This is a genomic window from Xanthobacter agilis (genome assembly GCF_021730435.1).
Lineage (GTDB): Bacteria > Pseudomonadota > Alphaproteobacteria > Rhizobiales > Xanthobacteraceae > Xanthobacter > Xanthobacter agilis.
In genome coordinates, this window is sequence record NZ_JABWGX010000013.1 from 58,236 (window position 1) to 77,926 (window position 19,691).

At 67.6% G+C, this 19,691-nt stretch carries 15 protein-coding genes; 6 read left to right on the forward strand and 9 right to left on the reverse strand.

The features are described from left to right. Positions 1-8: 8 nt before the first annotated feature. From secF to HUW53_RS11160, 5 genes are all read right to left on the reverse strand, one after another. A complete protein-coding gene (secF, locus tag HUW53_RS11140) occupies positions 9-1,139 on the reverse strand; it encodes a protein translocase subunit SecF (protein ID WP_237345837.1) in 1,131 nt (376 codons plus the stop codon). Between the two features lie 13 nt (positions 1,140-1,152). Then, positions 1,153-2,763 carry a protein translocase subunit SecD gene (gene secD / locus HUW53_RS11145; RefSeq protein WP_237345838.1) on the reverse strand — a complete coding sequence of 537 codons (1,611 nt, stop codon included), beginning with the start codon at positions 2,761-2,763 and terminating at the stop codon, positions 1,153-1,155. An 18-nt stretch (positions 2,764-2,781) separates the two neighbouring features. Beyond that, positions 2,782-3,129: a preprotein translocase subunit YajC gene (gene yajC / locus HUW53_RS11150; RefSeq protein ID WP_237345839.1), complete on the reverse strand. Its 348-nt coding sequence runs from the start codon at positions 3,127-3,129 to the stop codon at positions 2,782-2,784. A 195-nt stretch (positions 3,130-3,324) separates the two neighbouring features. Continuing rightward, positions 3,325-4,596, reverse strand: coding sequence for an alpha/beta hydrolase (locus HUW53_RS11155; protein ID WP_237345840.1), 1,272 nt, complete (start codon positions 4,594-4,596; stop codon positions 3,325-3,327). A gap of 98 nt (positions 4,597-4,694) precedes the next feature. Then, entirely contained in the window at positions 4,695-5,354 is a 660-nt protein-coding gene (locus HUW53_RS11160; protein WP_237345841.1) for a protein-L-isoaspartate(D-aspartate) O-methyltransferase, read from the reverse strand. Between the two features lie 121 nt (positions 5,355-5,475). On the opposite strand from HUW53_RS11160, the gene recG reads away from it, so the two are divergent. After that, a complete protein-coding gene (recG, locus tag HUW53_RS11165; RefSeq protein WP_237345842.1) occupies positions 5,476-7,563 on the forward strand; it encodes an ATP-dependent DNA helicase RecG in 2,088 nt (695 codons plus the stop codon). A gap of 265 nt (positions 7,564-7,828) precedes the next feature. Next, the gene (locus HUW53_RS11170; RefSeq protein ID WP_237345843.1) at positions 7,829-8,194 is read left to right on the forward strand and encodes a YbaN family protein; all 366 of its coding nucleotides are present in this window, start codon (positions 7,829-7,831) and stop codon (positions 8,192-8,194) included. 84 nt (positions 8,195-8,278) lie between these two features. Here the strand turns inward: HUW53_RS11170 and HUW53_RS11175 are convergent, their stop codons facing one another. The 3 genes from HUW53_RS11175 to glmU all read right to left on the reverse strand — a co-directional run bounded on the left by HUW53_RS11175 (position 8,279) and on the right by glmU (position 12,999). Continuing rightward, positions 8,279-9,427, reverse strand: a complete 1,149-nt coding sequence (locus HUW53_RS11175) for a GGDEF domain-containing protein (RefSeq protein ID WP_237345844.1) — start codon at positions 9,425-9,427, stop codon at positions 8,279-8,281. A gap of 155 nt (positions 9,428-9,582) precedes the next feature. Continuing rightward, complete coding sequence (gene glmS / locus HUW53_RS11180) at positions 9,583-11,406, reverse strand: glutamine--fructose-6-phosphate transaminase (isomerizing) (RefSeq protein ID WP_237345845.1); 1,824 nt, start codon at positions 11,404-11,406, stop codon at positions 9,583-9,585. Positions 11,407-11,652: 246 nt separating this feature from the next. After that, the gene (glmU, locus tag HUW53_RS11185; protein ID WP_237345846.1) at positions 11,653-12,999 is read right to left on the reverse strand and encodes a bifunctional UDP-N-acetylglucosamine diphosphorylase/glucosamine-1-phosphate N-acetyltransferase GlmU; all 1,347 of its coding nucleotides are present in this window, start codon (positions 12,997-12,999) and stop codon (positions 11,653-11,655) included. Between the two features lie 246 nt (positions 13,000-13,245). Between glmU and HUW53_RS11190 the strand changes: the two genes are divergently transcribed. Continuing rightward, positions 13,246-13,644 (forward strand): hypothetical protein, encoded by a 399-nt coding sequence (locus HUW53_RS11190; protein WP_237345847.1) that lies wholly within the window; start codon positions 13,246-13,248, stop codon positions 13,642-13,644. Here HUW53_RS11190 and HUW53_RS11195 read toward each other — a convergent pair. Further along, positions 13,604-15,229, reverse strand: a complete 1,626-nt coding sequence (locus tag HUW53_RS11195; protein WP_237345848.1) for a glycoside hydrolase family 17 protein — start codon at positions 15,227-15,229, stop codon at positions 13,604-13,606. The two genes, HUW53_RS11190 and HUW53_RS11195, sit on opposite strands and share 41 nt — an antisense overlap. Before the next feature lie 216 nt (positions 15,230-15,445). Between HUW53_RS11195 and HUW53_RS11200 the strand changes: the two genes are divergently transcribed. The 3 genes from HUW53_RS11200 to mobA all read left to right on the forward strand — a co-directional run bounded on the left by HUW53_RS11200 (position 15,446) and on the right by mobA (position 19,626). Beyond that, on the forward strand, positions 15,446-15,934 hold the full coding sequence (locus HUW53_RS11200; protein WP_237345849.1) for a hypothetical protein: 489 nt from the start codon (positions 15,446-15,448) through the stop codon (positions 15,932-15,934). 238 nt (positions 15,935-16,172) lie between these two features. Continuing rightward, positions 16,173-18,881, forward strand: a complete 2,709-nt coding sequence (locus HUW53_RS11205) for a glycosyltransferase (protein ID WP_370877855.1) — start codon at positions 16,173-16,175, stop codon at positions 18,879-18,881. 118 nt (positions 18,882-18,999) lie between these two features. Continuing rightward, entirely contained in the window at positions 19,000-19,626 is a 627-nt protein-coding gene (gene mobA / locus HUW53_RS11210; protein WP_336885713.1) for a molybdenum cofactor guanylyltransferase MobA, read from the forward strand. Positions 19,627-19,691 lie beyond the last annotated feature (65 nt).

The window sequence follows — 19,691 nt, forward strand, 5'->3', positions numbered from 1 at the left end:
CCCATGGCTCAGCCTCTTCGCTTGCCACCCCGGGAGCCGCCTTTGCCGCCGCCCTTGCCACCCTGGGTGGAGGACTTGCCACCCTGAGTGGAGGACTTGGCCGTGCTCTTCGGCGCCGGAGCGGGAGCCGACTTGCCTTCCACGGTTTCCTCCGCCTCGATGAACTCGGCGGCCTCTTCCACGTCGAGCACGTCTTCCGGACCCGGCTTGACGGGCGCCTTGGCCTCTTCCTTCGGCTCCGCCGCGCGTGAGCGCAGCCCGAGGTGGATGAGAATGGGCGCCGCCACGCAGATGGTGGAATAGGTGCCGATCACCACGCCCACCGTCATGGCCAGGGAGAAGCCCCGCAGAACCTCGCCGCCGAAGAAATACAGGGCAAGGGTTGCGAAGAAGGTGGTGGTGGAGACGATGATGGTGCGCGAGAAGGTCGCGTTCACCGCCGTGTCCAACAGTTCCGGCAGCGGCAGCTTCTTATAGCGGCGCAGCATTTCGCGGATGCGGTCGTACACCACCACCGTGTCGTTGAGCGAATAGCCCATGATGGTGAGGATCGCGGCGATGGAGGTGAGATCGAAATCGATCCCCAGCAGCGAATAGATCATCAGCGTGACGAAGATGTCGTGCACCGTCGTCACGATGGCGCCCACCGCGAACTGCCACTCGAAGCGGAACCACAGATAACCCAGTACCGCCACCGCGCCGAGCACCATGGCCAGAATAGACTGGCGCACCAGCTCAGACGAGACGCTGGGCCCCACCGATTCCACGCGGCGGATGGTGTAGTCGGACCCGAGCGCGGCCTTGACCTCGTTGACGATGGTCTGCTGCGCCTGCTCCGTCTCGCCCACCTGGCCAAGCCGGATCAGCACGTCACGCGGGGAGCCGAACTCCTGGATCTGCACATCACCGATCTCGATGTCGATGAGGTGCTCGCGCAATGCCCCCACATCCGCGGAGGCCTGAGAGGTCTGCGCCTCGATGAGCGTGCCGCCGCGGAAGTCGATACCGAGGTTGAAACCCACGGTCATGAACAGGACCACGGCGAACACCGACATGGCCGCCGAGAAGGGGAAGCTGAAGCGGCGCAGCTTCATGAACCCGATATGGGTGTGCGCCGGAATGTAATCGATCAAAGGCATGGGCGGCGCACCTTCAAATGGGCAGCTTGGCAGGACGCTGCCACTTCACCCACCAGGCGATCATCAAGCGGGTGAGGGTGTAGGCCGTGAACATGGTGGTGAGAAGACCGAGGATATAGGTGACGGCGAAGCCGCGCACCGGACCCGATCCACCCATGAGGAACAGGATGACGGCCGTCGCGAGCGAGGTCACGTTGGCATCGAGGATGGTGCCGAGCGCATTCACGAAGCCCTTGTCGATGGCCGAGATGGCCGCCCGCCCTTCGCGCGCCTCGTCACGGATGCGCTCGAAGATCACGACGTTGGAGTCCACCGCCATGCCGATGGTGAGCACGACGCCGGCGATGCCGGGCAGCGTCAGCGTCGCCCCCAGCAGGGATTGCAGCGCGAACATCAAGGTGACGTGCACGGCCAGCGCGATCAGCGCGAATCCGCCGAACAAACCATAGACCGCGATCATGAACACCGCCACCAGGCCCGTCGCCACATAGGCCGCCACCTTGCCGGCCTCGATGGAATCGGCACCGAGGCTCGGGCCCACGGTGCGCTCCTCCACCACCTTGAGCGGCGCCGGCAAGGCACCGGCCCGCAGCAGTATGGCGAGGTCGTTGGCCTGCTGCACGGTGAAGGCGCCGGAGATCTGGCCCGATCCACCGAGGATGGGTTCGCGAATCACGGGCGCCGAGATCACCTGATTGTCGAGTACGATGGCGAATGGCCGGCCCACCGCATCCTGTGTGGTGGCGGCGAAGCGCCGGGCTCCATTGGAATTGAAGCGGAAGGAAACGATGGGTTCCCGGTTCTGCGGATCAAAGCCCGGCTGGGCGTCCACCAGATCCTCGCCGGACACGCGCACTTGCTTTTCCACCAGATAGGGGCGCCCGTCCTGGCCGTACAGCACGTCCGATTCTGGTGGCGCGCGGCCCTCCAGCGCCTGTTCCGGCGACATGGACTGGTCCACCATGCGGAACGAGAGCTTGGCGGTCTGGCCCAGCAGCGCCTTCAGGCGCTGCGGGTCTTGCAGGCCCGGCACCTGCACCAGGATGCGATTGAGCCCCTGGCGCTGGATGTTGGGCTCCACCGTGCCGAGCTGATCGATACGGCGGCGGATGATCTCGATGGACTGGTCCACCGCCGAGCGCATCCGCGCCTCAAGCCCCGCCTGGGTGAGCTGAAGGGAGAGCGCGCCCTCGGCACCCGAGGACACCGTCAGGTCCATTTCCCCGCTGTTCCCGCCCCCGAACATGGCCGTGCTGACCGGCGCGGCGAGCTTGCGCAGCTCGACCAGGGCCTTGTCGGTGTCGGCGGGATCGCGCAGGCGTAGCGAGATGGTGGTGTCTCGCACGGCGAGGTTGCTGTAGCCGATCTTCTGATCGCGCAGCACACGCCGCACTTCGTCACGCACCTGCTCCACGCGCTCCTTGCGCAGAGCATCGCCATCCACCTCGAGCAGGATGTGGGAGCCACCCTGGAGGTCGAGGCCGAGGGTCACACGGCTCGACGCCAGCCAATTCGGCAGGTGCGCGCGCACGCTCTGCGGCAGCACATTGGGCAGCGCAAACAAAATGCCGAGGGCGACCGTGATGAGGATCGCCGCCGTCTTGATTCGGGAAAAATGCAGCATGTCGCGCGATCTATGGAATCAGGAAGCCGCCGGCTCGTCTTTCGCCGGCTCACCCTTGGAACGGACAGTCGCGATCTGCGAACGCATCTGGCGGACGCGCACATTGTCGGCGATCTGCAGCTCAATCTCGTTCTCGTCCACCACCCGCGAGACCTTGCCGACAAGACCGCCGGCGGTGACGATGACGTCGCCGCGACGCAGCGCCGTCACCATCTCCTGGTGCGCCTTGGCCCGCTTCTGCTGGGGGCGCAGGATCAGGAAATACATGACGACGAAGATCAGCAGGAACGGGGCGAGCTGAATGAGCATGTCGGCCCCGCCGCCGGCTGCCGGAGCGCCCTGGGCGAAAGCAGGCGTGATGAACATTTGCGTCCTCGTTCGTCTGGAAGTCGAAAGACCAGGACCGATCCGGAAGGATGGCCCCTGCGATGCCGATGGCGGCGAAGCCGGCGGACTATACCCACCGGCCCGGATATTGCAAACGCGACCTCGTGCCAACCGGCGAAACATACCCCAAGGTCACGCGCCCCGCCCCACGCGCCCCCACCGAGCCGCCAGGGATTACTTCGACACCGGCGCGGAAACTGCTTGCGAACCGGACGCCGCGGTATCCGAGATGCTCGTGCCGAGATGGTTCATCTGGCTCGAATAATGCTCGCGGGTATTGGAATCCACCACCGCGACCGGCGCGGCGATGACGAGGCCGGCGGCGGTGCCCACGGTGGACGCCGCATCCGTGGAAAACTGCACGATGCGGTCGCCGATGCCGACCCTCTGATCGGTCATGGTCTGCCCCTCGGCAAGGCGCGCGCCGATGGACTGCACCACCTCCGGGCTCGCCGCGAACTTGCCGTGGTTCAGCGGATCATCGGTCTTCAGCTTGGTGAGATCGAGCACGGTGATGTGGTTCTTCTCGAACTCGCTGCGGTAGGGCTCCTGGGTAGGGTCCACCTGCCCGATGCGCGGCACGTCGCCCCACACCCGCTTCGAAACCGCGAGCGCCTTGTCGTCCTGGGACACGAACAGGGTGAAGTTGGGCCGCGGCTTGCCCAATTCGTCGAAGATGACGCGGAACACATCCGAATCCACATCGGGCGCCGCCAGCATCACATTCTTGATCTTCGGCAGGATGCGGCCATTGCGGATGGCCATCTGCCGCAGCGCCTCGAGCGTCACCACATTGCCCATGGAGTGGGCCAGAATGGAGATCTCGCCCACATTCGGGTCCTTGGCCATGAACGTCAGAAGGCGCTCCAGCGCATCCCGGGAATAAGAGGTGCTCTCGCGATCGTAGCCATAGGCCAGCAGGCTCCCGCGCGACGGCCAGGTGAACAGCACCGGCGTCACGTCCGCCCCCGAATCGTGGACGATCTGGGCAAAACGGAACACCGCGTCGTCGAACCGCTGATTATAGCCGTGCACGAACACCAGCGCCTGCCGGCCGGGCGTGCGCTTGATGCGGGCGTTGAACCACTTGACGGCCTGGTCCGAGGTCAGGTCCTCCAGGCGCGTGGTGACGAAATCGGTGGCCGGATTGCCCGGAACGGTCTTCGGCCATTGCACCTCGCCCATCGCGCGGGTGCCGTCCGGCGGAATCGAGACGTCGATCTCCATGAAGGTCGGCGTGCCGCCGCGCTCGCCGGTATAGACGTCCGGCCCATCGGTGCGGGCGCGCACGGTCGCGACGATCATGTTGACGCGGGACGTGCCCGGAGCCTCGTCGGGAACGGGAATAAGAACCCCGTCCGGCCGCCCGCCGCATCCCGCCACCAGGAACACCACCACTAGGCACGACACGATCTCGCGCCACCGAAGCGCAGCCAGAATCCGCAACGTCTCACCCCGCATAAAGTCCCTCAAGTGGATATGGCAGCCGCACCGCGTCCGCAATCGGAGTTCGCGGGGAAAGCCCGCCGGTCCGCGCGAATCTTCTAGAGTGTGGCGGCCACGCCCGGAATGAGCGGCAGGAAACGCACCGGCATCAGCTCCCGCACCTGGTTTCCGGACTGCTCCTTCACCACCCGCACCAGCACCTGCACCTCGTCCCCTTTTCCAATGGGAATAAGGAGAACGCCGCCCAACTTGAGCTGATCGAGCAGCGCGGGCGGAATCTCGCGCGCGGCGGCGGTCACCATGATGCGGTCGAAGGGGGCCCGCGACGGCATCCCCAGCATGCCGTCGCCCACATAAGCGGTGAGGTTGCGCAAGCCCAGCACCTCGTACCGGGCCAAGGCCTCCGACACCAGGGTACGGTAGCGATCCACCGTCACCACGCGGGCCGCGAGATGCGACAGCACGGCGGCCTGATAACCGGAGCCGGTCCCCACCTCCAACACCGCATGCTCGGCAACGACGCCCAGCGCCTCCGTCATGGCGGCGACAAGGGATGGCTGGGACATGGTCTGCCCGCAGGGAATGGGCAGCGAGACATCGTCATAGGCAAAGGCGCGCAGCTGCGGATCCACGAACAGCGGACGCGGCACCAGCTCCATGGCGCGCAGAACCGCCACGTCGCGAATGCCGTGCTGGCGCAAGGCCAGGATGAAGGCCATTCGCTCGGCCTTCTCGCCCTCGCTGTCGCCCCCGCTCATGACCCACTTCCACAGCTATCTATGACCTATTGAAATAATAGGAATTTTCGCGATATCTCAAGTTGAACTTTAACTTTAAGTTTGCGCACCACTTTAAGAGACAGGCCCCCTCCCCTTCCCCATGCGCCCGGCTTCGCTCGATCCGCTCTTTTCTCCCCTCGACAGCCTCCCCGGCATCGGGCCGAAGCTGCTGCGGCCGTTCGCGCGCCTGCTGGGGCGCGATCCCCCGCGGGTGCTGGACCTTCTCGCCCACATGCCGTCCCATTTCGTGGACCGGCGGGCACGTCCCACCATCGCCGAGGCGGTTCCGGAGACGGACGTGACCCTCGAAGTGCATGTGGACAGTCACCAGCACCCCCCTGAAGGCAGCCGGGCACCGCACCGGACCTATGTTTCGGACCCGAGCGGCAGTCTCGTGGTGGCCCATTTCAAGATGGATCGGGGCCGGCTGGAGCACATGCTGCCGGTGGGGGCGACCCGCTGGCTGTGCGGGCGCATCTCGCTTTATGACGGCATGCGGCAGATGACCCATCCGGACCGGGTGCTGGACGCCGCCGGCCTTGCCCGCCTGCCGCAGGTGGAACAGGGGTATCCGCTGGTGGAAGGCCTCGCCGCCGGCTACCTGCGGCGCGCCATCGAGGCCGCCCTCGGCCGGGTGCCGGAGCTGCCCGAATGGATCCCGCCGGACCTGACCGGGCCGTGGCCATCGTTCCGCGACGCCCTCGCCCGCCTCCACCGCCCGGCGACCCCGGAGGAGGCGGTCCCCACCGGCGCGCCCTGGCGGCGGCTCGCTTTCGACGAATTGTTCGCCCACCAGCTCACCCTCGCCTTCATCCGCGCGCGGGAAGAACTGGCCGGCGGCCGCGTGACCGTGGGCGATGGCCAGCTCTCGCGGCTCATCCTCGCCGCCCTGCCGTTCGCGCTCACAGGCGCGCAGCAGCAGGCGCTCGCCGCCATCCGCGCGGACCTTGCGGCGGAAACCCGCATGCTGCGCCTGCTTCAGGGCGACGTGGGATCAGGCAAGACGGTGGTGGCCCTGCTCGCCGCCGCCACCGCCATGGAGGCGGGCCGGCAGGCGGCCCTGATGGCGCCGACCGAGATCCTCGCCCGCCAGCATCACGAGACCATTGCCCCCCTGGCGGAAGCGGCCGGCATCGAGGTGGCGGTGCTCACCGGGCGGGAGAAGGGCAAGGCCCGCGCCGCCTTGCTCGCCGGCCTCGCGGAGGGGCGCACGCGGCTCGTCATCGGCACCCATGCGCTGATCCAGGACGACGTCGCCTTCCATGACCTTGGCCTCGCGGTGGTGGACGAGCAGCACCGGTTCGGGGTGGAGCAGCGTCTGGCGCTGGCCCGCAAGGGGCATGGGGTAGACATGCTGGTGATGACCGCCACCCCCATTCCGCGCACCCTGGTGCTGACCCTGTTCGGCGACATGGACTCCTCGGAGCTGCGGGAGAAGCCGCCGGGCCGGCAGGAGGTGGACACCCGCGCCTTGCCCATGGACCGCCTCGACGAGGTGGTGGCCGGCGTCGGCCGCGCCCTGGCCAAGGGCGCGCAGGCCTATTGGATCTGCCCGCTGGTGGAGGAAAGCGAGGCGAGCGACCTGACCTCGGTCACCGAGCGGTTCGAGGACCTGAAGGCCCATTTCGGCGACAAGGTGGATGTGGTGCACGGGCGCCTGTCGGGCGCGGCCAAGGATGCGGCCATGGCCCGCTTCGCCGCCGGCGAGACCCGCCTTCTGGTGTCCACCACCGTCATCGAGGTGGGCGTCAACGTGCCCAATGCCACGCTCATGGTGATCGAGCATGCCGAGCGGTTCGGCCTGGCCCAGCTCCACCAGTTGCGCGGGCGGGTGGGGCGCGGCGAAAAGGCCTCGACCTGCCTGCTGCTCTATCGCGGGCCCCTGAGCGAAACCGCCAAGGCGCGCCTGTCCATCCTGCGCGAGAGCCAGGACGGCTTCCGCCTCGCGGAGGAAGACCTGCGCCTGCGCGGCGAAGGCGACGTGCTGGGCACCCGGCAGAGCGGCATGCCCGGCTTCCGCATCGCCCGCATGGAAGTCCACAGCGCGGAGATGGAGGCCGCCCGCGCCGCCGCGGCCGCGGTCATCCGCGCCGATCCGGAGCTGACAGGGCCACAGGCGCCGGCGCTGCACACCCTGCTGTATCTCCACGAGCGGGATGCGGCGGTGCGCCTTTTGTCCGCCGGCTGAGCGCCGCGCCCGCGGACGCTCGGTCAGCCCGCCGCCGACGCGCGCCCGCGGCCTTCCGGCCCTTGCCCTTCTGCCGGGGAGCCGGCATGGTCGGGCCATGACACGCCCATCGCGCCTGCCGTCCACCCCCTCGGCCCAAAGCCCGAGCACAGGCCCGAGCACGGGTCCGAGTGAAGACCCCGCCCGCGGCGCGGCGCGGGATGCTGGCGCAGCGGGGCGGCCCAACGGCCGATCGGGTGGACGCCGGCGGCCCGATACCCGCGCCATGCGGGCGACGCTCTACCGGCAAACCCTGTTCGCGGCGGGCGTGGTGTTCCTGGTGGTGGGGTGCATCGGCATGGTGGTGCCCATGATGCCGGGCACCGTGTTTCTGATTCTCGCCGCCTGGTGCTTCACCCGCTCCTCGCCGCGCATCGAGGCATGGCTGCTCAACCACCGCTATCTCGGCCCCAGTGTCCGCCGCTGGCGGGAAACCGGCGCCATCCCGCTCGTGGCCAAGGGATTCGCCCTGACGAGCTTCGTCGGTTCCTTCAGCGGCGCCTGGTATTTCGGCGCGCCGCAGCCGGTGCTGATCGCCCTCGGCGTCTTGTTCGCGCTGCTGACCGTGTTCATCGTCACACGGCCCAATTGATGGCCTGCGTCACCTTTCAGCAGCCGATAACAGACATCAGGGTGTCTCTGTAACGCATTGTTATTCAATAATTTTTAACCACATTTAAAGTTGAGCCGAAACCGCCTGGAGGTGCCGGCGCGGCGCGCAGACAACGCGGTTGCGGCCCCCCTCCTTGGCCTCGTAAAGCGCCGCGTCGGCGCGGGTGATCGCGGCTTTCATCTCATAGGGCGGACCGATCTCCGTCACGCCGATGCTCACGGTGAATGCCGGCGCCCCGTCCTCGGCGCAGGTGGCGGTGGCGAGGCGGAGCGTCTCGGCGTGCAGCTGTGCGGCCTCTTCACCGGTGCGGTCCAGCAGCACCGCGAACTCCTCGCCGCCGATCCGCGCCACCAGGGCGGATGGGGGCAGCGTGCGCATCAGCATCGCACCGAAGGCGCGAATGGCCGCGTCGCCCGCGCCGTGCCCATAGGTGTCATTGATCGCCTTGAAGCGGTCGAGGTCCAGGATCAGCAGCGAGACCGGGCGCCGCTGCGGGGCGGCGCCCGCCAGCATCCGTTCAGCCCGCATGTCGAACCCACGGCGGTTGGCGACGCCGGACAAGGGATCGGTCTCGGCATCCGCCTGTTTTTCCAGGATCACGCTCTGCAACGCCTTGATGAGCAGCACCAGCCCGGTGGCCACCAGCATGATGCCGGAACTGACCTGAGAGATGAGCGCATAGGTGCTGTCGATGTAGTTGGTGACAGCCGCGCCGGTGCCGATCCGCACCGCCACCACCGCCTTCACCGGGAAATGCAGCGCCAGCAGCGCAAACATGGCCGCCAGCAGCAGATCGCTGGTCCGCCGCCGGCTCCGGTGCAGAATGACCCCCACGCACGCCAGCATCGCCAGCATGTAGGGCGACTGGTAAAGCAGCTCATACGCCCAGGAATTGCGGTGGAGCTGGCTCAGCACGGCCACGGTGAAAAACGTGTAGCTGGCGATCGCCGCCAACAGACGCCACGGGGGTGACTGGCGATAGAACACCGCCAGTGCCGGCACCATCAGCAGCAGCGCCAGCGCAAAACTGAAATAGACCAGGAAGCCGAACGGGGTGGTCCAGCCGCTATAGGCAAGCCCGAGCTGCGCCATCGGCGTCAGCATGCCCACGCCGTAGCTGGCGGCGAACCAGATGGGGGCGCGATTGCCGGGGTTGAGCAGCGCAATGGTCACATAGCTCGCCGCGAACAGCACGGCGACCGCCATGTTCATGACGAGAGTGAATCCAGCGGGCTGCATCCGGTGGCGACTTCCCCTCCGCGCAACGACCGTGCGACTGCTTTGAACACCCGCACTTACGGTAGGATATGCAGCCACGCGCCCGATAGGGCAACCACAACAATCCGCAACCTTTACGCGATCCCCTGCTATTCCACCGTGACCGACTTGGCGAGGTTGCGCGGCTGGTCCACGTCCGTGCCCATGATGACCGCGGTATGATACGCAATGAGCTGCACCGGAATGGCATAGACCATCGGACACACGGCCGGGGACATCTCGGGCAGGATCAGCTTTTGCACCGCGTCCACATGGGCCGCCTCGGCGCCCTTGGGATCGGTCACGAGAATGATCTTGCCGCCGCGCGCCGCCACCTCCTCCATATTGGAGACGGTCTTTTCGAAGATGCGGTCGTGGGGCGCGATGACCACCACCGGCATTTTCTCGTCGATGAGGGCGATGGGGCCATGCTTCAGCTCGCCGCCGGCGTAGCCCTCGGCGTGGATGTAGGAGATTTCCTTGAGCTTCAAGGCCCCTTCCAGCGCCAGCGGATAATTGGTGCCGCGCCCGAGGTAGAGCACGTCCCGCGCCTTGGCGAGGGTGCGGGCCAGCACCTCGATCTCGGGCGCGAGCTTCAGCGCCTCGGTCATCAGCCGCGGCACCTCCATGAAGGCGCGCACAAGGCGCCGCTCGTCGTCCTCCGCCAGCCGGCCGGAGGCGCGGCCGAGGGCCACGGCAAGGCACGCGAGCGTGGCGAGCTGGCAGGTGAACGCCTTGGTGGAGGCAACGCCGATCTCCGGCCCGGCCAGGGTCGGCAGCACCATGTCCGCCTCGCGGGCGATGGTGGAGGTGGGCACGTTCACCACCGCCACCACCTTTTGCCCGCACGCCTTGGCATAGCGCAGGGAGGCGAGGGTGTCCGCCGTCTCGCCCGACTGGGAGATGACGATGGTGACACCGCCCGGCTCCAGGGGCGTCTCGCGATAGCGGAACTCGGAGGCAATGTCGGTGGAAACCGGAATGCGGGCGAACTGCTCGATCCAGTATTCCGCCACCGCCCCGGCATAGAGCGCGGTGCCGCAGGCGGTGATGGAGATGCTGCGCACGCTGTCGAGATCGAACGGCAGCTCGGGCACCGCGACCTTCTCGTTCGCGAGGTCGAGATAATGGCCGAAGGCATAGGACATGACCTCCGGCTGCTCGTAGATCTCCTTGGCCATGAAGTGGCGGTGGTTGCCCTTGTCCACCAGCAGGGCGCCGGCGGGCACCTTCTGCACGGTGCGCTTCACCTGGGCGCCGGTCTCGTCGCGGATGGTGACGCCCTCGCGGGTGAGCACCGCCCAGTCGCCTTCCTCAAGATAAGCGATACGGTCGGTGAGAGTACCAAGGGCGATGGCGTCGGAGCCGAGGAACATCTCGCCCCGCCCGTAGCCGATGGCGAGCGGCGAGCCGCGCCGCGCCGCGACCAGCAGATCGTCCTTGCCGTCGAACAGGAAGGCGAGCGCGAATGCGCCCTTCAGCCGCGGCAGCACCGCCGCCACCGCCGCCACCGGATCACGGCCGGCGAGCAGCTCGCGGTCCACAAGCTGGGCCACGACCTCGGTGTCGGTGTCGCTCCGGAACGACACACCGAGGTCGATCAGGTCCTGCTTCAGCTCGCGGAAGTTCTCGATGATGCCGTTGTGCACCACCGCCACGCGCTTGGTGGCGTGGGGGTGGGCATTGCGCTCGGAAGGCTTGCCGTGGGTGGCCCAGCGGGTGTGCCCGATGCCGATGTGACCCTTGAGGGGGTGCTTCTGCAGCTTCTGCTCCAGATGCCGCAGCTTGCCCTCGGCCCGGCACACTTCCAGGTGGCCATCTTCAAGGGTGGCGACGCCGGCCGAATCGTAGCCCCGGTATTCGAGGCGCCGGAGGGATTCCAGAAGGTGATCCGCGACCGCGCTCTTGCCCAGGATGCCGACGATGCCACACATGCACAAAAGCTCCACGTTCCGTTAGGCGCCCGGTTCCCCGCCGAGAATCAGGGTGCACCGCAAAACTGAACCTTTCCTACCGCTGCCGGGCGGCAGGGGCGGAATCACTTCCGCTTTCGGTTCTTATCCGTGTCCCGGTTCTTATCCGCGGCATGGAGACGCCAGACGGATCGCCCGGCAGGCGTCTCGCCGCACCCATCTTCAGGCGAAGCGGTTCCGGTCGGCGTGACGAAAATGCGTCGCCGCTTAAGCCTTGTCCTTGGCGTGGCGGGCGCGGAAGGCACTGGCCCAACCTTCCTTCACCACCTGGCGGCTGCGGGCGAGAGCGAGGGCATCGGCCGGAACATCGTCCGTCACCACCGCGCCGGTCCCCACGAACGCCCCCTTGCCGATGGTCACCGGCGCCACCAGGGCGGAGTTGACCCCGATGAAGGCGCCCTCCCCGATCTCGGTGCGGTATTTGCCGAAGCCATCGTAATTGCAGGTGATGGTCCCGGCGCCCAGATTGGCGTTCGCCCCCACATGGGCATCGCCCACATAAGAGAGGTGGTTGATCTTGGCGCCCTTTTCCACATGGGCCGCCTTGGTTTCCACGAAATTGCCGATGCGCACCCCGCTTTCCAGCCGGGTGCCGGGCCGCAGCCGGGCGAACGGGCCGATGCTCGCGCCGGTGTCCACCATTGCGCCCTCCAGATGGCTGAAGGCATGGATGGTGACATCGTCGCCCACGCTGACGCCGGGGCCGAACACCACATGGGGTTCCACCACCACGTCCCGGCCGAGCCGGGTATCGGCGGACAGGAACACCGTTTCGGGCGCCACCAGGGTCGCGCCCGCCGCCATGGCCGCGCGCCGCAGCCGCTGCTGGAAGATGGCCTCCGCCTCGGCGAGCTGGAGGCGGCTGTTGACCCCCGCCACTTCGTCCACATCCGCTTCCGTAGCCACGGTGGTCCGCCCGTCGGCACGGGCAAGCTCCACCGCGTCGGTCAGGTAATATTCGCCCTTGGCGTTGGCATTGCCAATGCGCTCCAGGAGCGCGAGCGCGCCGGTGCCGGACAGCGCCATGAGACCGGCGTTGCAGAAGCCGACGGCCTTTTCCTCGGCGGTCGCATCCTTGTCCTCGCGGATGGCGAGCAGCGTGTCCCCCTGCGTCAGCAGGCGGCCATAGCCGGCCGGGTCCTCAGGCCGGAAGCCCAGCACCGCCACCGCCGCCCCTTGCGCCAGCGGCGCCCGCAGGCGGGACAGGGTTTCGGAGCGGATCAGCGGCGTGTCCGCATACAGCACCAGAATGTCGTCGGCGCCGGCCTCCAGGGCGGCGCGCGCCGCCAGCACGGCATGGGCCGTGCCCAGCCGCTCGCGCTGCACGAACACCTCCGCCTCCGGGCTCACCCGGCGCGCCTCGGCGGCCACGTCGTCGCGGTCGGGGCCGATGACGACGGCGGTGCGGGTGGCGCCGGCCGCGCGGGTCGCCTCCAGCACATGATGCAGCATGGTGCGGCCGGCGATCTTGTGCAGCACCTTCGGGATGCGCGACGCCATGCGGGTGCCTTCACCGGCGGCCAGCACCACCACGAGGAGTTTCCGTTCACCCATGATGCTCTCTCCTTGAGCCCTGTCCCTTATCGCGCCCGCCGCCGCCGGGAAAGGGTGCGGGAGCAGAGCGGCGATGCCGATCGAACGTGGCCTCTGCCACGGGATTCAAGCGTGCGCCCGGCCGACAGGCGGCGCGGGCAAGGGCCGGATCGCCCGCGCCGCAGGCCCCCCATCCCCCTTGCCTCTGGACGGCGCAGCCGCCACCTCTTAAGCCTGCCGCGCCAACCAAGGTCCGGATCATCCGCCATGCCCGAAGTTCCCTATGCCGACCGGCCTCAGTTCCGCCCCGGACCCAAGAGCCTCAACTGGCTGATTCCGCTCGGCATGGGCGCTGTCGGCTGGGCGCTCTACATGCGCTACATGGTGGTGGAGCCGGCCCTGGTCGGCCTCGCCTGCGAGGCGGGGCTCGAAAGCATGGGCTGCTATGGCCGCGCCGCCGTGCTCACCTTGTCCTTGTGGAACGTGTTCGGCGCGCTGGCGCTGGGCGGCGCCCTGATCCAGCTCGTCGCGCCCTCGCTCGCCGCCTTCGCCATGGCGCTGGTGTTCAGCGCTTTCGCCCTGGTGTTCCACAACGAAATCGCCGGCGCGCTGGCGGCGATGGGCCTCATCCTTTCCTTCGCACGGCCTGGACCCGCCACAGCGTGAAGGCCAGCACCAGGCACAGCGCGCCGAACCAGGCCGCCTGCCAATTGGACAGGCCCTCGTTGAGCGGAACATAGATGCCGCCGACGAGCATCACCCATGCGGCCACCGTCTCGCCCAATCCCGCCCCCTCCCGCTCGGCGCGCCGCACCAGCAGCGGCGCCAGCAGGGCGGCGACCACGCCGGTGAGGGAAAACACCGGAAAATCCTTGTAGCGCGGATCGAAGACCAGCTCGAACGCCACCGTGCCGACCGCCACCACGCCCAGCACCAGCACCAGGGCCGAGGCGATGGTGCTGGCGTCGGAACGCGCGCGCAGCCGCCCATCCAGGGCCGCCGCGAAGGGGGCGAGCCCCCGCCCCGCGCCGATCACCGCCGGCATCACCACCATCGCGGCGGCGGCCACCGCCAGCAACAGGCCGTTGCGCAGCCAGCCGACAAAACCGAGGCTCTCCAGGGGCAGCGCCGAAATGGCCGCGCCAAGGGTCGCCCCGCCGAACAGGGCCGCCAGCGCAACCGCCCCCCACTCGGCCGGCGTCACCCCATCGGCGCGATCGCGCCCGGCGCGCCAGGCCGCTCCGAAGGCGGCGGCCACCACCACAAGGCCGACCGCGATGTGCATCTTCCAGCCTGGAAAATCCTCCACCGGCCGGCCCCACTCGAACTTCGGGGTGCGGGTGGAGGCGTCGATAAGGCCCCAATGGCCACCCACGGTGCCTTCACTGCGGCGCTTCCAGGGTTGGTCGAACGCTTCGATGACGTTCACCCGGTAGCCCCGCTTCTTGGCGAGAGCCACCACGTCATGCATCACCCGCGCCTGATTGGAGGGCGAGGGCAACGCCTCCTCACGCATGCGGCCGGCGCTGGGCCAGCCGGTCTCGCCGATCAGGATCTCCTTGCCGGGGAAGGCCTCCGCCATTTTCTGGCGAATCTCGTCCACATGGGGACCGGCCTCGGCGGCGGAAACGGGCAGGTCCTCCCAATAGGGCAGGATGTGGATGGTGACGAAATCCACGTTCTGGGTGAGCCCCTTGTTGCGCTCCCAGAACTCCCACACGTCGGCATAGGTCACTGGCACCGCGCCCACCTGCGACTTGACCCAACGCAAGGTTGAACCGAGATCGGTCGCCGACATCTCGCCGCGCAGCAGCACCTCATTGCCCACCACCACGGCCTTCACCACGTCGGGATTTTCCTGTGCGAGACGCACGCCGGTGTCGAGCTCCACCCGGTTGCGATCCACGTCCGGCCCGAGCCAGATGCCGAGCAGCATGGTGAGCCCGTGCTTGCGGGCGATGGCCGGCGCCTTGTCGAGCCCCTTCTCGACCGCGTAGGTGCGCACGCAGCTCGTGATCTTGGCGAGTTGGGCGAAGTCCTCGTCGATCTGGGCCTCCGGAATCATCAGCTCCTTCTCGAACGGCGACTGCCCGTCGCGGAACGGGGCATAGGACACGCACGGCAGCGTTTCGCCGGCCGCCAGCGGCGAGGGCGGCATCGCCACCGGCCGGCCGAGCCAGGCCCAGAGGCCGCAGATGACAATGGCGACGATGAACGCGAGAGCGAGCGGCAGCCGCACGGATCGGGACATCGGAACTCCAGGGCAGCAAGGCGGCGGGACGCCGGAGGATCAAACGCAGGCCCCGCGCCACATAGAGCCTCGCGACCGCGGTGTGAAGCCTTGCGCCACGCGACCAAAGACCGGTGGTTGCCGGTTCCCGCGCCGTCATGCTGACAAATTCAACGCCTTCACCTAACGTGTCGCGGCGGATCGCACCGCGCCTTCCTTCTGAAGATCATGGCCCTCATGCAACGCTTTAAGATTTCAGCCCTGGCGGGCGCCTTCGCCCTCGCGTGCAGCTTCGGCGCCGGGCTCGCGCCGGCGGCGGCCCAGCAGTCCGCCCCCCCCGACCAGAAGCCGGCCGCCCAGGAGCCGCAGTTGACCCCTGAGCAGAAGGCCGCCCAGGAGGCGCAGCGCCGCTCGGTGGAGGAGTTCAACGAAGCCGCCAAGCTTCCGGGAACCGCAGGCTTGCCCGAATGCGTCTGGACGGGGCGGCGGATTGCCGCACTACTTTGGAACGACGACATCGACACCGCGCGCCGGCATATGGAAATCTACGAGCGTTTCGGGTGCCCGAGCGAGCACCTGAAGCTCGCCTTCCGCTGCCTGGTGCGCCAGGGCAAGCTTGACCCTAAGGCCCGCGAGCGTGTGGACGCACGCGTCCACCAGTGCTGGGTGAACCCCGACTACATCGCGGCCCCGCCCGCCGCCGCCCCCGCTCCGGCGCAACAATGAGATCATCGGCGGGTCACGGGGCTGACGCAACGGCGTCCCAGGCCCGCCACGATCAGGATTTATCTTCAAAGCTGAGCATGTTAGTGTCTCGACGCATTGCAGCGTAGGGTTACACCCGCGCCGCAATGCCGACCGTGGGGCAGGTCGAAACGGTGTTCCACGTCCAGGTTTTCCAGAACCCTTCGCCGCAACAGGGCGTTGCAGGTTCAAGATATCCCCGATTTGGGTGGGCATCGCCATGCGTCCCGGTCTAGCTGCTGCGGCGGCGGTCATTGCGGTTGTGACATCGATCCACGCCGCGATGTGGATTTCCTTGCGTCCCGAGGTCAGCGCTCCGAACATCACGGATCGCTTCCAGAGCCTGTCGTTCGCGCCCTTCAGCCGAAGCATGAGCCCCGAGGGCGAGGCCCTGACCAATGCGGGGCAGATCCGCGCCGACATGCAGGTGGTGGCGCCCTACACCCGCGGCGTGCGCACCTATTCCTCCACCAACGGCAAGGAACTGATTGCGCCCATCGCCGGCGAGCAGGGCATCAAGGTCACCGCCGGCGCGTGGCTGAACCGCGACAAGGACAAGGACAGCGGCGCGGTCATCGAGAAGGCGAAGACGGGCAACGAGCGCGAAATCGCCGGGCTGATCGAGGTCGCGAAGAAAAATCGCAACGTACAGGCGGTGGTGGTCGGCAACGAAACCCTGCTGCGCGGCGACATGGACGATGCCGAGCTCGCCGAGCTGATCCGGCAGGTGAAGCGGCAAGTGAACGTGCCGGTGACCACCGGCGAGATCTGGAACACCTGGCTCGACCATCCCGAGGTGGCCGCCTCCGCCGACTTCATCCTCGCCCACATCCTGCCCTATTGGGAAGACGTGCCGGCCGACCGGGTGGTGGACTACACCATCAACGCCTACAACCGCCTGCGCACCGCCTATCCCGGCAAGCGCATCGTGATCGGCGAGTTCGGGTGGCCGTCCCACGGTTTCAACCGCGGCGCCAGCGTGCCCGACCCGATCGAGCAGGCCAAGATCATCCGTGATTTCGTTTCGCGCGCGGATGCCCTGGGCATCGAGTACAACATCATCGAGGCGTTCGACCTGCCTAAGAAGCAGAACGAAGGCTCGGTGGGTCAATACTGGGGCGTGTTCGACGCCGACCGGAACCTGAAGTTCCCGCTCACCGGCCCCATCTACGAGCACACCTACACCCAGACCGCCGTTCTGGCCCTGCTGCTGGGCGTCCTGTTCACCCTGCCACTGCTGCGCATGCGCGAGCTCACCGTGTCCCAGGGGTTGGTGCTGGCCGGCACCGCCAACGGCGTCGCCGCATGGCTGGCGACCGTGGTCGACTATTGGATGAACCATTACGTGACCGGCGGCGACTATGTCACCCTCGCGCTCAGCGTGGTGATGCTGGTGCCCCTGGTGTTCGTGCTGCTGTACCGGGTGGAGGAGATGGCCGCCATCGCCTTCGGCAACGGTCCGCAGCGGCTGGTGGAATCGCTGAAGCCGGGCACGCCCTCACGCTTTCCCAAGGTCTCCATTCACGTGCCCGCCTATCGCGAGCCGCCGGAGATGCTGAAGGAGACCATCGACGCGCTGGCCAAGCTCGAATATCCGAACTTCGAAGCCATCATCATCGTCAACAACACCCCCGACCCGGCGATGGTGGAGCCGGTGCGCGAGCACTGCGCCAAGCTCGGCGACCGCTTCAAGTTCATCAATGCGGAGAAGGTCGCGGGCTTCAAGGCGGGCGCCCTGCGCATCGCGCTCGAGCACACCGCGGCCGATGCCGAGATCATCGGCGTCATCGATGCCGACTATGTGGTCACGCCCGATTGGCTGAAGGATCTCGTGCCGGTGTTCGAGGACCCGACGGTGGGCCTCGTCCAGGCGCCGCAGGACCATCGCGACGCCGGCCGCAGCCCCCTGCATGAGGCCATGAATGCCGAATATGCCGGCTTCTTCGACATCGGCATGGTTCAGCGTAACGAGGACGACGCCATCGTGGTGCATGGCACCATGTGCCTGATCCGCCGCGCCGCCATGCTGGAGGCGGGCAACTGGTCGTCGGACACCATCTGCGAGGACACCGACCTCGGCCTGTCCATCGCCGAGAACGGCTGGAAGACCCATTACACCCGCAAGCGCTACGGCTATGGCCTGCTGCCGGACGATTTCGAGGCGTTCAAGAAGCAGCGTCACCGTTGGGCCTACGGCGGCTTCCAGATCATCAAGAAGCACTGGCCGCGCTTCCTGCCCGGCCGCTCGCGCCTGACCACGGCCCAGAAGCGGCACTTCGTCCTGGGCTGGATCTCCTGGCTCGGCTCGGAATCCGTGGGCGCGCTGATGGCGGTGGCATCCCTGGCCTTCGTGCCGTTCGTGCTGCTGCTCGGCGTCTCGGTGCCGGCCTATGTGCTCACTCTGCCGATCCTGATGACCTTCCTGGTCTATCTGATGCACTTCGTGAGCCTTTATCGGCTGCGGGTGGAAACCACGCCGCTGCGCATGGTGGGCGCCGCCGTGGCGGCGAGCGCGGTGCAATACACCGTGGCCAAGGCGGTGCTGGACGGGTTCCGCTACAAGGACCTTGCCTTCGCCCGCACCGCCAAGGGCAAGAACTGGCTCGCCGGCGCCGCCCGCCACTTCCCGGCCCTGCCCGAGGCCACGCTCGGCGGCCTGCTGCTGGTGGCCGGCATCGCGCTCATCGTCTTGAACAACCTGCCGGGCGTGGCGCTGACCAAAAACGACTGGCGCCATATCCGCGAGATCAACCTCTATGGCATCGCGCTGATGGTGCAGAGCCTGCCCTTCATGGCCGCGGCTCTGATCGGCTGGTTCGAGGGCTCCCGCTTCAACGACTTCGCCCTGTGGCGGGCCATCACCGCTCGGGTCTCGGCGGTGCTGCCGCGCCGCGTGACGTCCGATCGCCCCCCGGCACTGGTGGATTGACCCCGGCGGGCCTGCCCCCGACCCGAAAGCCCGGCTTCATAGCCGGGCTTTTCCCCGTTTCCCGCATCGCAGCACGCCTTCGTTCCCGCATGCGCGCAAGGTACACCCCGTGAGCGCCGTGGGCCGCCCCTTCGGCCTCATCCTGGCTGGCGGGCATGGACGCCGGATGTCGGCTGCCGCCAGCCCCTCCGGCGCGCTGCCGAAGCCCCTGATGCCCCTCTCCGGCCGCCCCTTGATCGCCCATGTGATCGCGCGCATGGCGCCGCAGGTCGCGGGCCTTGCCATCAATGCCAATGATCCGTCCGAGCTGTTCGCAGCGTTCGGCCTGCCGGTGATTCCCGACACGGTGGCCGAGCGCCCTGGCCCGCTGGCCGGTGTTCTGGCGGGCCTGGAATGGCTGGAGCGGGAATCGCCCGGCACCCCCCTCGTGACGGTGGCAGCCGATACGCCCTTTCTCCCGGACGACCTCGTCTCCCGACTCATACATCGGTATGCAGAGACTGCAGAGGTGGTCTGCGCAGGGTCCGCAGGGCAGATGCATCATGTCATTGCGGTGTGGCCGCAGGCCGCGCGCGCCCCCCTCGCCGTGGCCCTCGCTGCAGGGCAGCGGAAAGTCGGGCTTCTCCTGGCAACGCTTGGCGCCGTAACAGAAAGCTGGGATACGGCGAACGGCGACCCGTTCTTCAACGTGAACACCCCGGAAGACCTTGCCGCCGCTGAATCCCGCTCCCCTGCCTCTCGGTGAAGCATGGTCATGCTTGCGGCAGGAATGGGGAGGGTTTAGGACTGCGCTGCGGCGGCTTCGCATTC

Excerpts from the sequence above, each read along its gene's own strand:
- secF (WP_237345837.1), bottom strand. The coding sequence starts at position 1,139 with ATGCCTTTGATCGATTACATTCCGGCGCACACCCATATCGGGTTCATG.
- yajC (WP_237345839.1), bottom strand. The coding sequence starts at position 3,129 with ATGTTCATCACGCCTGCTTTCGCCCAGGGCGCTCCGGCAGCCGGCGGC.
- recG (WP_237345842.1), top strand. The coding sequence starts at position 5,476 with ATGCGCCCGGCTTCGCTCGATCCGCTCTTTTCTCCCCTCGACAGCCTC.
- glmS (WP_237345845.1), bottom strand. The coding sequence starts at position 11,406 with ATGTGTGGCATCGTCGGCATCCTGGGCAAGAGCGCGGTCGCGGATCAC.
- HUW53_RS11170 (WP_237345843.1), top strand. The coding sequence starts at position 7,829 with ATGCGGGCGACGCTCTACCGGCAAACCCTGTTCGCGGCGGGCGTGGTG.
- glmU (WP_237345846.1), bottom strand. The coding sequence starts at position 12,999 with ATGGGTGAACGGAAACTCCTCGTGGTGGTGCTGGCCGCCGGTGAAGGC.
- HUW53_RS11205 (WP_370877855.1), top strand. The coding sequence starts at position 16,173 with ATGCGTCCCGGTCTAGCTGCTGCGGCGGCGGTCATTGCGGTTGTGACA.
- secD (WP_237345838.1), bottom strand. The coding sequence starts at position 2,763 with ATGCTGCATTTTTCCCGAATCAAGACGGCGGCGATCCTCATCACGGTC.
- HUW53_RS11190 (WP_237345847.1), top strand. The coding sequence starts at position 13,246 with ATGCCCGAAGTTCCCTATGCCGACCGGCCTCAGTTCCGCCCCGGACCC.
- HUW53_RS11175 (WP_237345844.1), bottom strand. The coding sequence starts at position 9,427 with ATGAACATGGCGGTCGCCGTGCTGTTCGCGGCGAGCTATGTGACCATT.
- HUW53_RS11160 (WP_237345841.1), bottom strand. The coding sequence starts at position 5,354 with ATGAGCGGGGGCGACAGCGAGGGCGAGAAGGCCGAGCGAATGGCCTTC.
- HUW53_RS11200 (WP_237345849.1), top strand. The coding sequence starts at position 15,446 with ATGCAACGCTTTAAGATTTCAGCCCTGGCGGGCGCCTTCGCCCTCGCG.
- HUW53_RS11195 (WP_237345848.1), bottom strand. The coding sequence starts at position 15,229 with ATGTCCCGATCCGTGCGGCTGCCGCTCGCTCTCGCGTTCATCGTCGCC.